Raw genomic sequence first — 14,658 nt, forward strand, 5'->3', positions numbered from 1 at the left:
TTCTGGGGGGCTGCGCGCCAAGTAAAAACAAATCGAATAAACTTCATATTGTGACTTCCCTGAATTTTTGTGGTGAAACGGCTAAGGCGGTTGTGGGCAAATACGGGACTGTGGACGAAATTATCAATGGACCTAATGTGGATCCGCATGATTTCGAGCCGACTACGAATACGGCTAAATCAGTGGCTAAAGCCGACGTCATTGTCTATAACGGTTTGGGCTATGACAGTTGGATGCAACGGTTGATTGAATCGGATTCCGAATCGGGAGCTACTAAAATTAATGTTGGTGGAACTGTGATGGGAAAGAAGTTAACAGACAATCCGCATGTGTGGTATAACCATCAAACCATGCCTAAGTTAGCCCAAAAATTAGCTAAAGTTTTTGCGAAAAAAGATCCGAAACATCGCAAACAATTCGAAAAAAATGCCGCTCGTTACATTAAGTCACTTAATAGAATTGACAAACAAATTGCCCAGCTTAAGAAGAATCGATTGAAGAGTCGAGTCGATGTGAGTGAACCAGTTTTCGACTATGCGTTGGCAAAACTGGGCTATAAAGTTAATAATTCTCATTTTGCGTTGGCGGTTGAAAATGGTTCTGATCCAACTACACAGGATATCCGCCAGATGCAAAACGATATTAAGAAACATAAGATTGCGTTTTTCGTTAATAATCCGCAAGCATCAGATCCAATTGTGAAAAACATGGTCAAACTGGCGTATAAGCATCATGTCCCGGTTTTAAACATTACCGAAACTCAGCCATCTGGCAAAACATATCTTGACTGGATGACTGAGCAATATGACCAAGTGGCCAAAATCCAAAAGAAGGAAAGATTGCAATGAGTGAGCCCGTTTTAAATATCAAAAACTTAACTGTGTCGTTTCCAGATCACTTAGTTTTGAATGATCTTTCTGCTCAATTGAATCAAGGAGATTTTTTGAGTGTTGTTGGTCAAAATGGAGTGGGCAAAACCACACTTGTGCGGGTGATTTTGCATGAACTGACACCACAACATGGCAAAATCGAGTATCGTCCCGTATTCAAACGGATGAAAATTGGTTATGTCCCTCAGTTTCGAAATATTGATGAGGAGTATCCATTATCTATTCGGGATTTTATTGGCCTGAATTTGCATGATAGTCATATGCCGTGGTTGTCCAAAAAAGAACGGCAAAAATTAGATAAAATCATTGAACAAACTAATTTGGAATCCATTCAAAATACACCTCTTGGTGAGGCTTCAGGTGGGGAAAAACAGAAAGCGTATTTGGCACAAGCCTTGATTAACAATCCGGATCTCCTTATCTTGGATGAGTCCACAGCTAGTTTGGACAATGTCCGTAAGTTTGAACTTTTGGATTTGGTGAAAGAATTTAACGAGCAACAAGGTGTGACGGTGTTGTTTATCACCCATGATATTGAGCTAGCACAGAAATACGCCCATGACTACTTGTTGATGCGTCATGGTAGTTATCTGAGTGGCCCAATTAGTGAGTTCAAAGAATCTGATTTAGAGGAGGCTGAACATGCTTAGTTTTGCATTTATGCGCCATGCCTACATAGCAGGAACCATGATTGCCGTGATCAGCGGTATCATTGGCGTGTATGTTATCGGCCGAAATATGTCGTTTCTGAGTCACATGTTGTCAGAAATTGGTTTTTCAGGTGCTTCATTTGGAATCTTTATGAGTTGGCCACCATTAAATGGTATGTTACTTTTTACAATTGTGAGTTCCGTCTTGATTGGCCAAATGAGTTCCAAGTCTTCTCGGCGTGAGGCCTCGATTAGTGCGATATCTAGTCTTTTCTTAGGATCGGGAATTTTATTCTTGTCTTTGGCAAATAAAAATGCCAGCGATGCAACCAGTATTCTGTTTGGAAGCATGATTGGGATTAGTCAATCGGAAGTGGACCAGATTTTGTGGTTGTCGATTGCCGTACTGGTGATTATATTTATCGTGTATCGAGACTTGCGGTTTGATTCATTTGATCACGTGGGTGCTCAAGTTAAAGGAGTGAATACGCAGGCAATCTCAATTATCTTTTTGGTAATTTTAGCGTTGAGTGTGAGTGTTGCCGCACAGATTGTGGGTTCACTACTGATTTTCGTGCTTTTAACGTTACCGGCTTCGAGTGCAAAGTATTTCACGAGGACAGTGAGTGGCATGATGGTGTTTTCAATTGGGGCTGCGTTGTTAGGCGTTTGGCTAGGCTTGTATTTAGGCTATGTTACCAATTGGCCAGTCAGTTTCTTCATCGCGATGATCGAGTGTGTGATCTACTTTGGTGCTTTGACTTGGAATCGAATTAAAAATGGATAAATAAAATTAAAAATTGATCGTAGCGAGTCTAAAAAAAATGGACTGGAGCGTAGTGGGCACAAATTCAAGCCAACTGTTGGCTTGAATATTGACCTTACTGTAAGTGCTAAAGCACCAACAGTAATTTCACTACTGAGTCCATTTTCATGACTCGCTACGATCAATTTTTTAGTTGAGTGATATTTTACGAAAAATATGAACACGATGCGATTACTCTAGAGAAAGAAATCAAAAAGATGATAAAACTTTTCCGTTTTTTGAGCAAAACACGAACGTTTATGCTATGATCGAAGGTAAAGTAACTTAATAAATAGAATGGAGTTGATAGCGGTGAGTGTCCGAAGAAGTGATCGTTTGATTGATATGACTAGATACTTTTTAGAGCGGCCCCACACGTTAGTAACACTTCGGTTTTTTGCCGAACGTTACGATTCTGCTAAATCTTCTATTAGCGAAGACATGGCAATTATTAAACGGACCTTTTCAAATCGGGGAACTGGAATTTTAGAAACAATCCCCGGTGCGGCAGGCGGGGCTTTGTTTATTCCAACAATTCAAAAAAATGAAGCAAAAACGATCATTGATGATTTAATTCAACAGCTTTCTACAGCTGATCGGATTTTACCAGGTGGCTATTTGTATATGTCTGACTTATTAAGCGATCCAGTGGTTTTGAAAAAAGTTGGTCGGTTAATCGCAAATGAATACGCACAGAAAAAAGTGGATGCCATTATGACCGTAGAAACGAAAGGAATTCCAATTGCCCAGAGTGTCGCGGATTATTTAGGTGTGCCCTTTATTATTGTACGCCATGATTCTAAAATTACAGAGGGTTCCACAATCAGTGTGAACTATGTTTCCGGATCTTCAGCTCAGATTAAGAAAATGGAACTCTCTAAACGGAGTTTGAAAGCCGGAACACGAGTTTTAGTTGTGGATGATTATATGAAAGGTGGCGGCACGCTCAAAGGGATGCAGGCGCTGATCACTGAATTTGAAGCTGAGTTAATTGGCACAACCGTTTTTGCCCAAGGTAATTTCAATGGACAACGGATGATCGATGACGTCACTTCATTGTTGAATGTGGATGCGAGTCGCGCCGAAATTCAAATTCAACCCGGTAATTATTTAGCAAAAGTTTTTGATTAAATCAAAAGAATTTTTATTAAAAAAGCAAGGAGAAATTCAAATGAGTGGTAAATACACAGTTATTCTAGCAGCCGGTCAAGGAACCCGGATGAAGTCGAAGTTATACAAGGTTTTACATCGCGTTTGTGGGAAATCAATGGTAGATCACGTGTTGACCCAAGTTGAAAAGACAAACATGGATCAGGTCGTCACAGTGGTTGGTCACGGTGCTGAACGGGTCGAAGATGAACTTGGCAAACGAACTGAATATGCCTATCAAGAACAACAATTAGGAACTGGTCATGCTGTTTTGCAGGCGGAATCTATTTTGGGCGATAAAGATGGGATGACCATGGTTGTCAGTGGTGACACGCCACTTTTTCGTGCTAGTACTTTTGAAGATTTGTTTGAATATCATAAAGAAAAAGGGGCTGCAGCGACCATTTTGACCGCTGATGCTGACAATCCATTTTCTTATGGTCGAATTGTGCGCAACAATGTGGGGGTTGTTTCTAAAATTGTGGAAGAAAAAGATGCCACTCGGGAAGAAGCTGCAATTCACGAAATCAATACTGGTGTTTACTGTTTTGACAACAAAAAGTTGTTTGCTGCGTTACATCAAGTGAAAAATAATAACGCACAAGGTGAATACTATTTGCCAGACGTTATTGAAATTATGAAGTCCCAAGGCGAAATTGTGGCCGCTTATGAGATGAAAGACTTTTCCGAATCCATGGGTGTGAATGATCGTAAGGCCTTGGCAAATGCCACTAAAATCATGCAAGAACGCATTAATGATCAGCATATGGCTAATGGGGTCACGTTAATTGATCCTGACAATACTTACATTGATGTGGATGTCAAAATTGGATCCGATACGATTGTAGAACCAGGCGTTTCGATATCTGGAAAAACGGTCATTGGTTCTGACTGTGTCATTGGTGCAAATTCCAAGATTGTATCTTCTAAGATTGGTGATCGTGTACATGTCACTTCTTCTACAATCGAAGAATCTATTATGCATGATGACAGCGATATTGGACCTAACAGTCATTTGCGTCCGGAAGCTGAAATTGGTGAAGGTGTGCACATTGGAAACTTCTGCGAAATTAAAAAAGCCAAACTGGGTGCTCGGACTAAAGTGGGTCATTTGACTTATGTCGGAAACGCCGTTTTGGGAACTGACATCAATATTGGTTGTGGCGTGGTCTTTGTGAATTATGATGGCATTAATAAACACACCTCGGTTATTGGTGACCATGCATTTATCGGGAGCAATTCAAATATTATTGCCCCAGTTAAAATGGCTGACTATTCGTATGTGGCTGCCGGTTCAACAATCACAGATGATTTGGCGAAGTATGACATGGGAATTGCGCGTTCTCGGCAAACGACAAAACCAGGATATTTCAAGAAGTTGCCGGTTTATGATGCAATAAAACAAGAAGAAGCAAAACAGGCTGAAAATAAGGATTAAAGGGACTGGTGTTAAGTTTCGAAGACAAGTTGAAGTATTTCTTGTTTGTGCGGGAAATACGCTTGCTTTTGGTGGCTCAAATGAATTATTATATATAGTGGTAATCAAACAGATTCTTAAAAATCGTTATTGGAGGATTTCATGTCTGGACAATATTCTGATCCAAAGCTGAAGATCTTTGCTTTGAATTCAAACAAGCCTTTAGCAGAAAAAATTGCTGAAGCAGTTGGTGTTAAGCTAGGTAAGACGTCTGTTGATCGTTTTAGCGATGGTGAAATTAGAATTAACATTGAAGAAAGTATTCGTGGGGATCAAGTGTACATTATTCAGTCCACTTCGGCACCTGTAAATGATAATTTGATGGAACTTCTTATTATGATCGATGCACTAAGACGAGCAAGTGCTCAAACTATTAATGTGGTTATTCCATATTATGGCTATGCACGTCAGGATCGTAAGGCGCGTTCACGTGAACCAATTACTGCTAAGTTAGTAGCAGATATGATTGAAAAAGCTGGTGCAACACGTATTATTGCGCTTGATTTGCATGCCGCTCAAATTCAAGGATTCTTTGACATTCCAATGGATCACTTGATGGGCGCACCATTGTTGGCTGACTACTTTATTGAACATCATTTGGATAAAGATTCCGTTGTGGTTTCACCAGATCATGGTGGTGTGACCAGAGCTCGTAAGTTGGCTGAGTTCTTGAAGGCTCCAATTGCGATCATTGACAAACGGCGGCCTCGTGCAAATGTTGCGGAAGTCATGAACATTATTGGTGAAGTGAAGGGCAAACGTTGTATCATGATTGATGACATGATCGATACTGCTGGAACCATCACCCTTGGCGCACAAGCCTTAATGGACGCTGGTGCAACTGAGGTTTACGCAAGTTGTACACATCCTGTTTTATCAGGTCCAGCTATTCAAAGAATTGCTAATTCACCAATCAAGCAATTGATTGTGACTGATTCGATTAATTTACCAGAAGAAAAGAAAATTTCAAAAATTACTCAAATCTCTGTTGGTCCATTAATTGGTGAAGCTATTCGTTTAATTCACGAAAACAAACCAGTTAGTCCATTATTCAACAACCGTTTCAGCAAAGAAGAAGCGGAAAGAGATCAAAAATACAATTAGACAGTAACTTTGTTTGGTTGAAATAAAGTTAACATTAAATCCGGAAAGAAATGAATCTAATTTCTTCCTGGATTTTTTTGCCTAAAATTTAAGGGATTTAAGCGAATTTTGAGCCCACAAGAGGAACACAATAATTGTATGATTTTGAATAACTAAAGAATAAAGATATAGCGGACAAATACCGACAAATGTATGCATTTAAAGCGGGTTTTCTTGATTATTCTATTGAAAATTCTTAATAGTAAATAATACAATGTAAGTGCTGTCAATATTACCGGTAAGATGTTAGAATGCAGATGGAGAATGATGATGTAAATGATGTTTGAAAGGAGAGCAAAATGACCAATAATAAAGTGAAACAAAATCGGAAATATGCTTTACTCGCGGGGACGCTACTGTTTTCAGCAGGAATTTTAGGGATGGGTGTGACACCCAATCAAGTAAATGCGGAGACAACTAATGTAGCAGTGTCTTCTCAAAATAATGTAAGTTCATCAAACGCGACACAAGTAAGTAAAAATGAAAAAAACTCAACTCGAGAAGCATCCCAAAATGCGTTTAATCAGACGACGGAGTATCAAGACATAAATGGCGAAAGGATTGCTGATTCAATTAGCACAAGTCTTAAAACGGGAGACAATTACAGTTTTAGTGTGCCTAAAGAAATTAAGGGGTACCAAGTGAACTATGCTAAAAGTAGTTATACTTTAATCAACGAAGATGGCACGAATACTGGAAAGCTCACCGATTTTGCATCTGCCGCCGGAGTAGTTGGTGATCCAAGTAACTGGACGACTTCTGATTGGAAAAAAGTAATCGCTTTTCTGAATACAATAAAAGTGAATAGTGTTGGGAAAAATTATAGTATTACCATAACTTATAAGTATGATTCTGTAGTGCCTCAAGGAACGTTTAATCAAACAACTGAATATCAAGATACAACAGGCAAGGCAATTGCCAATGCAGATACTACAGAACTTAAAGCGGGTGAAAACTATAGCTTTGCCGCACCGAAAACTATTTCAGGTTATCAAGTGAACTACACTAATAGTAGTTATACCTTGACTAACGAGGATGGTACACATACTGGTAGTTTGACTGATTTTGCATCTGCTGCAGGGGTAACCAAAGATCCAAGTGAGTGGACGGCATCTGATTGGCAAACAGTTTTAACGTATATTGATAAAACGACTGTATCTGAAAATGGGGTTGGTAAAGACTATAGTATCAAGTTGACTTATAAGTATGATGCTGTAAAACCAACCATTAATATTAAGCCACAGATTACGATTGAAAAGGGATCTAGTTTTAAACCGGAAAATCTTTTCAATTCGATTGTTTCTTCTACAGGCACAACTTTAAGTTATGCAGAAGCAATTGCAAACGGTAGCTTAGTTATCAAGGGCCCAAGCAATTTCGACACGAATATTGCTGGCAATCGTGGGACCTATACCTTCACTTATACTGATCCAGTTACAGGACTTTCCGTATCTGGAACAGGTGTGGTAGTTGTGAAGGCTGACAATGGTGGCAATCCAGGAACTCCAGGAAACCCCGGTGATAATGGTGGTTCAAATGGCAACGGAGGATCAAACTCTGGTCAAAACCAACATAACAATCAAGGAAACGGTTTAGGTCAAAATGACAGTGGTAAGGTAGTTAATTCTAATCCTTCAGTGAATGGTCAATCCGCTTCTGGTTCTACGAAAAAGAATTCTGTTTCGGCTAATAAAGAATTACCACAAACCAATGAGGCAAATACTGTTGCTGGTAGAAATGTTGGCATTATTGGATTGCTTGTCATGGCTACTTTAGCTTTGTTTGGAGTCGTTAGAAAAAGAAAATATTAAATTTAGTTTTGGAAATATTATGTATTCAAATGTTGACGATTGATGTTTGGATTTCATGAAATAGGTTACGCTCTTTTTGAGGGTGGGGCCTGTTTTTTTGTGGGGTGTTTGTTTTGGATTAGGGGTAACTAAGGACACTGCAATCCGCTCACTTTTTAGGACAGCTCCTTGTGGCAGCCCAATCGAGATAATCATGCCTAACCGCGCGATCACGATCGCTCGACCGGCACGTTTATCTCGATTAGGCAAAATGCCACAATCCGCTCACTATTTTAGGACAGCTCCACAAGGCAGACTCATAGCTATAAGCAAGATTCCTGCGGGATTGCGATCCCGCCTCCATCTCACTTATAACTATGAGTCTAGACGCCTTGTTCCGCTCACTTTTTCTTCACTCACTACACAAAAAAGTAGACTTTAAGTTCTTCTCAAAGCTTAAAGTCTACCTACGAGGAAAGGGTTTCGCGATTAACATCTTCAATATCAAATTTGTTAATAACTTTACACCTTCATTGTTCAATTGTTCTACCGTCGTGAACCTGACCTACCTGTGATCGTTGTTATCAAAATCTGCTAATTGTGATCAGCGTAAGTTTGAATCCCACGTGATACATACACAAAATACAGGCTAACGGTGATTAAAGACGGTTTTGGAAGAAATTAGTTTTACTATCCTAAATACCTCCGCAAACGTACTAGATACTTGTTACTTACTAACTACTGTAATTCTTTGAATAATCGGAACCTGTAAGTTATCTCTAACTTACGTTTACTCTTGTCATTGGCAACACCTGCTTAAACCGAAGTCTAATTACATATTAACCAAAATCTTTATCATATTTAGTTGCTTCGTTACCAGAAAACTACGCACCTATCAATCGCACATCTAGGCTTTTGAGCCAAGTACTAACTACTTTATCCGCTCACAATGTTCTTCAACATCAAAACCTTGGAAACCGATGCTCATAACTCAAGGTATCATTATCATACTCTCCTGAGTTGCACATCAAAACTTTTGAGCTAACGTACATAATCAATCTGACTGTAAACTGCTCACATGTTTTTCAACAAGCAAAACCTTTACACGATGTCCATGATTGATAAGCCTTCACCACATAGTTCCAAGTTGCGCTTCTACGTTAGATCACCATCGGCAACTATCGACTGACCTAAAGCGCTTTGAGAAGTTTGAGTTAATCGGAAATCTTTCATTCCCTTTCCTCACTTATTATATTAGCACATCATGTAACCGCTTGCAACATTTAAAACAACTTTTTTTGAAAATTAAAAAGCCAGGGGAGTTAAAGATTAACACACCGGCTTTAGTGACAGTTTATTCAGTTAATTTACAAGAATTTTAATTCCTTTATAGATGCTGTAAATGAAAAATCCAATTGATACAATGGCAAATATGCCCAATAAAATCATGAGAAGCCAGCCAACCGAAGTGGGGTCATTTGAAATTGCTCCCTGAATGCCTGCAATGATTAAAATTGCAAATAGAAAAATAGCAGGGAACAGATGAACGAGTAGCGCATTGGCTGCATAATGACGAGTTTGTGGGCGATCACTAGTGAGGATCCAAACAATTAATGGAAACAAAACTGGCAAAAATAAAATGCTCAAATAGGAAAGGGAACTTAGTACTTTGTTTTCAGTTGTCATTAGAAATAACCTCCTAGTCGTTTATGATAATTACATTGTACAGGACTTTTCATGTGAGGTATACAAATATGAATACTGGAATAAATCCACAAAAAAATAGTAGCACCTAAGTACTACTATATCCATTATTAAAGTTTAGCTTAATGTTGCAGGTCGACAATATCCAACACAATGCCACCATGGTGAAGCAACTTTTTCAGTGATGACACCGCGATTTTGAGCATCAATCATTTTACCGTTACCAACATAGATACCTACATGAGAGATGCTTCTCTTACTTCCTCCAAAGAAGACGAGATCGCCTTTCTTACGAGAACTCGTTGAAGCCTTTTTGTATTTATTGTATTGTGACTGAGCTGTTCTTGGAAGGGTCTTATTGATGGCTTTCTTGTAAACGTACTTTGATAAGCCGGAACAGTCAAAATATTTAGGACCAACTGCTCCGTAAACGTAACGTTTTCCTAATTGTTTACGAGCTTGACTATAAATCTTGGCATAAGTTGCGGTACCAGGTTTGAGCTTCAAATAACCATGCCATACCCAGCCAGCTGCCTTGCCATTAGTACTGATGGCGTAATAGTATTGTGTTTTTACGCCGTTTCTAAGAATAATACGCGACTTCGTAACTCGGAAAGTAGTTCTTGGATAGTTTTTTAATTGATGAGCGGTTTTAAAACTAACATAAGGTAGTTTACCATTCAAATTGTAAAGAGAACCCTTAGCGCTGGTACGAACATAAGATTTGACCGTGACGTTTTTAGTAGAAACTACACGAAATGTTGTAGCCGCGTTTGCTTGAGTTGCATGAACGGCAGTGATTCCGATGAAAATGCTTAGAATTGCGAATATTCTTACTATGTATTTCATATTAGACATTACCCCCGTGCGAATTGTATAACGTTCATGATACTTAATTTATATTACAGGGAAGTAACTTAATAGTGTCAATGCAATTAAAGTGACCTCAATAAGTCAAAGATTTTTGTAATATTTGATAAAATTTTAAATTATGTTGCAAAAAAATTCACCCTCAAAAAATAGGTGAATTCTTAATAATTGCAATTTTATGCTTAATTAGCACTGTCTAAAGGAATTTGTTGCGTACGTTTCTTCTTCAGCTCACGCAATTGGTTTTTTAAATCTTCAATGGCGTCTTCATGCTTTACCTTCCACTCTTTGTAGGTTGAACGAGTGTCTGTATCACCAATATCCAGTCCAGTTTCAAGCCAAAAAACAGCTTCAGTTAAACTGGCAAAGTTTTTCATCCACAGGGTGTGGCCATTGTCGGAATCGAAAGCAACATATGATTTGTAGTGCTTTGTCAGATAGGTGTGTTTCATGATCTTAAAAGCTTTGCGTTGTTTGGTCAGTTTGTAGTCGGGTAGAATAAAATGGCCTTGGCTTTTGAGCTCGGGAACATTATTATTTCGCTTTTGTTCTTTATAATCGGTTAAAAATTCTTTTGCGGTTGGTTCTGTGATTAACTTGACATCGACTTGGCTCATGGTCATTCCCCCTAAAAATATATTAGTTATATTTTACCATAACAACAAGAAAGATACGCTATGTAAACGAGCGTTTTGTCCGATTTTAAAGGATAGTTAAATTTTATTACCGGTTTTTAATAGTTCAAGATTGTTTATTTTGAAAAATTAATCTATAATTTTTGTTAGATAGAAAGTATTCATTATTCGTAATGTAACGGGAGATGGAAATATGAGAAAATATTTAGCTGAGCTCATTGGCAATGTTGTTAAATCATCGATTAGGAATCAAGGATTTTGTGGGCTATGTGATTTCGCAGTTTGTTGGCGCAATTTTGGCATCTGCAATTGTGTTTGATTTAGTTCATGAATTAGGATTGTCGACAAAGAATTTGGGACAAACGGACTTTCCGAATATTTCGGTGGGTGGTGCGTTTATTACGGAAACGTTGGTAACATTCCTGTTTGTGTTGGTTATTGTGTTGGTCACAAGTAAAAAGTGGGGCAATGCAAACTTTGCGGGATTGATTATTGGAATTACATTGGCGTTGATGATTATAGTGGCGTTGAATTTGACGGGAGGATCATTGAACCCGGCACGAAGTTTTGGTCCGGCGTTGTTTGAGGGTGGTTCAGCGATGACTCATTACTGGTTGTATTTGGTGGCACCATTGGTAGGAGCGGTGTTGGCTGCTGGTGTGGGTAATTATTTGGGCAGTGAAGAGTAAAGTGCGCGAGACAAGTCGGTAAAAGGCAGATTATAAGCATGATGTATGCGGGATCGCAATCCCGCGGGAATCATGCTTATAATCTGCCTTTTGACTTGTCGAGCGGTCCTAGAGCTCAGCGGAAAAAAGCAGGGAAAGGGCGGCGATGTATGCGGGGAGCAACCCCGCAGTGATCGTGCTTATACTTTGCTATTTGTTTTGTCGAGCGGTCCTAGAGTCCAGCGGAAAAAAGCAGGGAAAGATGGCGATGTATGCGGGGAGCAACCCCGCAGTAATCGTGCTTATACTTTGCTATTTGTTTTGTCGAGCGGTCCTAGAGTTCAGCGGAAAAAAGTAGGGCAAGGGCGGCGATGTATGCGGGATCGCAATCCCGCGGGAATCATGCTTGTAATCTGCCTTTTGACTTGTCGAGCGGTCCTAGAGCTCACTAAACGGGCACGCTTTCATGCTATAATATGGATGGCAAGTAAGTTTCAACTAAACTAGGGCAAAGTTAGGAGACACACAGATGGCAGACAGAATTTTAGTGACCACGACTGAAAATGTTCCGGGTCAACGTTATGAAATTATTGGTGAAGTTTTTGGATTGACGACTCAGTCAAAAAATGTAATTAAAAATATCGGTGCCGGATTGAAGAACATTGTTGGTGGTGAGATTAAGTCTTATTCAGAATTGTTGTCTGAAGCACGGGATACCGCCATTTCGCGGTTGAGAAATAATGCAGAAGAAATGGGTGCCGACGCAGTGGTTATGATGCGGTTTGATTCAGATTCAATTGGTCAAGACATGGAAACAGTTGCTGCTTATGGGACAGCTGTTAAATTTGTAAATTAGAATAATCAAAAAAGCCAGTGCCCTTTTCATTTTGTGAAAGGTTACTGGTCTTTTAGTTACGATTTCTTTTTTCGATGTGATTTCTTTTTGCTTTTAGAAACTTCTTTTTGCAGTTGCGAAACCTGATCGGATAAGTCATCAATTTTTTGCAGAAGCAGCGTCAAATCAGTGTTTTCCATATTGGCGTTGTTTGAGGTGAAGAAGCCGGTGATTGTACTGGTTAACAAACCAATAAAACCGATACCACCAAGCATCAAGATGGAGGCAATGATTTTTCCGATTGCCGTATGTGGGAAAACATCGCCATAGCCAACGGTGGTTGCAGTTGTGATGGCCCACCACAGTGCGTTAGCAAGCGAAATTTTTTCAACGATTGAATAAAGCAATGCGCTTAAAACTAGGATAACCACACTGACATATAGTAGATAAACGAAGCCAGTGGCATAAAAAAAACGATGTACTGTCTTTGTAAATCTACCGTCTAGCCCTAACCGCCAAAACAGGTGGTAGTAGCGAATAATTCGGATGACCCGTTCAATTCGAAAGATGGCAAAGATTGGGTGCAGTGGCACTAATCCAAGCATGTCAAACGAGTTATCAATCAGGAATCCCTTTTTGTTTTTAGAAAAAGAAAAGCGAACTAAATAATCGATCCAGAAAATACCCAAAACACTGTTCATAAAAATGCCTAGCGTCCCAGATAAAAGATTGACGTGTGTAAAAAAGGTTGAAAATGCAATTCCACTAGAAAATAAGGCCAAACCGCCAATAATAACTTGGTAGATAAGGAGCCATTTTTGTAGTTTTCGAGTCATTATATGCCACCTGTGATTGTACATGTTAAACTTATTTTAACTCTTTAAATGACAGTGTAAACTCCTGAATTTCAATCGCAAGAAATTTTTTAAGATTGAAATCGTAATAGAGTGTAGCAACTGACTGTGAAATCAACTAGAATCAGGGATATAAAGCCAACCAGTTCAAGGAGGAAAAAACACTTGAAAAAAATATTAGCATTACATACGGGAGGCACGATTTCGATGTCTGCCAATGATTTAGGCGAGGTTTCAACAAATAAAGAAAATCCACTCCTAGATAGCCGGTTTATTGATGACAATATCGAATTAACTAATGAATCAGTTTTAAATAAACCGTCGGAGCACATTACCCCAGCTGATATGTTGAAAATTCAAAAGCGCGTACAAAAAGCCGAATCAGAAGGTTATGACGGAATTGTCATCACGCATGGAACGGATACTTTGGAAGAAACAGCCTATTTCTTAGATTTGACGCTCCCAAATCACTTGCCCATTGTTTTAACGGGGGCAATGCGATCTTCAAACGAAATTGGTTCAGATGGCGTTTATAATTTTCAAAGTGCAATTTTGACTGCTGCCGCTGATGAATCAACGGATAAAGGGGTTTTAGTGGTGATGAATGATGAAATTCACACTGCTCGTTATGTGACCAAAACCCATACGACTAACGTGGATACGTTTCGGACACCAACGTTCGGCCCCATTGGTCTAGTTGGAAAACGCGGAATCCATTATTTTCAAGAATTAATTCAACAAACGGTCGTACCGATTGACCATTTGGTAAGTAATGTCTATTTGTTGAAAGCTTATGCAGGGATGCCAGCTAGTTTGATTGAATGTTTAGATCAGAAATCAACAAAGGGGCTCGTCATTGAAGGCCTGGGTGCTGGAAATATGCCACTAGAAACGGTTGCAGCTATCAAAAAACTTTTAGATGATCAAATTCCAGTTGTCATGGTTTCACGTTGCTATAATGGTGTTGCTGAACCAATTTATGATTATCCAGGTGGCGGAATTGATTTGGAACGAATGGGTGTAACATTTTGTCAGGGACTCAATGGCCCCAAAGCAAGAATTAAATTATTGATAGGTATTAGCGCCGGTTTAACGGGACAGACATTGCGTGATTATATTAGTAATGCTGTATCGTAAAATTAAAATTTTGTGAGAAAATTAAAAATGCGCTATACTATGGCTATCTGA

At 39.1% G+C, this 14,658-nt stretch carries 13 protein-coding genes and 1 pseudogene; 10 read left to right on the plus strand and 4 right to left on the minus strand.

Translation table 11 applies throughout. The annotated features are described in order from the left end of the window. The first annotated feature begins 50 nt into the window (after positions 1-50). The 7 genes from AB3217_RS01745 to AB3217_RS01775 all read left to right on the plus strand — a co-directional run bounded on the left by AB3217_RS01745 (position 51) and on the right by AB3217_RS01775 (position 7,925). Positions 51-848 (plus strand): metal ABC transporter solute-binding protein, Zn/Mn family, encoded by a 798-nt coding sequence (locus AB3217_RS01745; protein ID WP_367365591.1) that lies wholly within the window; start codon positions 51-53, stop codon positions 846-848. After that, complete coding sequence (locus AB3217_RS01750) at positions 845-1,540, plus strand: metal ABC transporter ATP-binding protein (protein ID WP_057784914.1); 696 nt, start codon at positions 845-847, stop codon at positions 1,538-1,540. Before AB3217_RS01745 ends, AB3217_RS01750 begins: the two co-directional genes overlap by 4 nt. After that, the gene (locus AB3217_RS01755) at positions 1,533-2,327 is read left to right on the plus strand and encodes a metal ABC transporter permease (protein ID WP_068807074.1); all 795 of its coding nucleotides are present in this window, start codon (positions 1,533-1,535) and stop codon (positions 2,325-2,327) included. The genes AB3217_RS01750 and AB3217_RS01755 overlap by 8 nt, the downstream gene beginning before the upstream one ends. A 330-nt stretch (positions 2,328-2,657) precedes the next feature. Further along, positions 2,658-3,476 (plus strand): pur operon repressor, encoded by an 819-nt coding sequence (purR, locus tag AB3217_RS01760; RefSeq protein ID WP_147206791.1) that lies wholly within the window; start codon positions 2,658-2,660, stop codon positions 3,474-3,476. A gap of 40 nt (positions 3,477-3,516) precedes the next feature. Beyond that, a complete protein-coding gene (gene glmU, locus AB3217_RS01765; RefSeq protein ID WP_057784911.1) occupies positions 3,517-4,932 on the plus strand; it encodes a bifunctional UDP-N-acetylglucosamine diphosphorylase/glucosamine-1-phosphate N-acetyltransferase GlmU in 1,416 nt (471 codons plus the stop codon). Between the two features lie 141 nt (positions 4,933-5,073). Further along, a complete protein-coding gene (locus AB3217_RS01770; protein WP_068807069.1) occupies positions 5,074-6,075 on the plus strand; it encodes a ribose-phosphate diphosphokinase in 1,002 nt (333 codons plus the stop codon). Between the two features lie 338 nt (positions 6,076-6,413). Next, a complete protein-coding gene (locus tag AB3217_RS01775) occupies positions 6,414-7,925 on the plus strand; it encodes a MucBP domain-containing protein (RefSeq protein ID WP_068807066.1) in 1,512 nt (503 codons plus the stop codon). 1,341 nt (positions 7,926-9,266) lie between these two features. Here AB3217_RS01775 and AB3217_RS01780 read toward each other — a convergent pair. The 3 genes from AB3217_RS01780 to AB3217_RS01790 all read right to left on the minus strand — a co-directional run bounded on the left by AB3217_RS01780 (position 9,267) and on the right by AB3217_RS01790 (position 11,095). Further along, positions 9,267-9,590, minus strand: coding sequence for a DUF4870 domain-containing protein (locus tag AB3217_RS01780; RefSeq protein WP_068807063.1), 324 nt, complete (start codon positions 9,588-9,590; stop codon positions 9,267-9,269). Between the two features lie 135 nt (positions 9,591-9,725). Beyond that, a complete protein-coding gene (locus tag AB3217_RS01785) occupies positions 9,726-10,457 on the minus strand; it encodes a C40 family peptidase (RefSeq protein ID WP_260290034.1) in 732 nt (243 codons plus the stop codon). A gap of 203 nt (positions 10,458-10,660) precedes the next feature. Then, entirely contained in the window at positions 10,661-11,095 is a 435-nt protein-coding gene (locus AB3217_RS01790) for a hypothetical protein (RefSeq protein ID WP_068807057.1), read from the minus strand. 233 nt (positions 11,096-11,328) lie between these two features. Between AB3217_RS01790 and AB3217_RS01795 the strand changes: the two are divergent. Together AB3217_RS01795 and AB3217_RS01800 are read left to right on the plus strand one after the other, a co-directional pair. Beyond that, positions 11,329-11,802 (plus strand): annotated as a pseudogene (locus AB3217_RS01795) (MIP/aquaporin family protein); the annotation flags it as partial. 508 nt (positions 11,803-12,310) lie between these two features. After that, the gene (locus AB3217_RS01800; protein WP_057784743.1) at positions 12,311-12,637 is read left to right on the plus strand and encodes a heavy metal-binding domain-containing protein; all 327 of its coding nucleotides are present in this window, start codon (positions 12,311-12,313) and stop codon (positions 12,635-12,637) included. 56 nt (positions 12,638-12,693) lie between these two features. On the opposite strand, the gene AB3217_RS01805 is transcribed toward AB3217_RS01800, so the two are convergent. Continuing rightward, entirely contained in the window at positions 12,694-13,452 is a 759-nt protein-coding gene (locus tag AB3217_RS01805; protein ID WP_057784744.1) for a potassium channel family protein, read from the minus strand. A gap of 183 nt (positions 13,453-13,635) precedes the next feature. Here AB3217_RS01805 and AB3217_RS01810 point away from each other — a divergent pair, with 183 nt between their 5' ends. Then, the gene (locus AB3217_RS01810) at positions 13,636-14,607 is read left to right on the plus strand and encodes an asparaginase (protein WP_057784745.1); all 972 of its coding nucleotides are present in this window, start codon (positions 13,636-13,638) and stop codon (positions 14,605-14,607) included. Positions 14,608-14,658: the final 51 nt, after the last annotated feature.

This window comes from Pediococcus parvulus, assembly GCF_964063155.1.
In the GTDB taxonomy this organism is placed as follows: Bacteria; Bacillota; Bacilli; order Lactobacillales; family Lactobacillaceae; genus Pediococcus; species Pediococcus parvulus.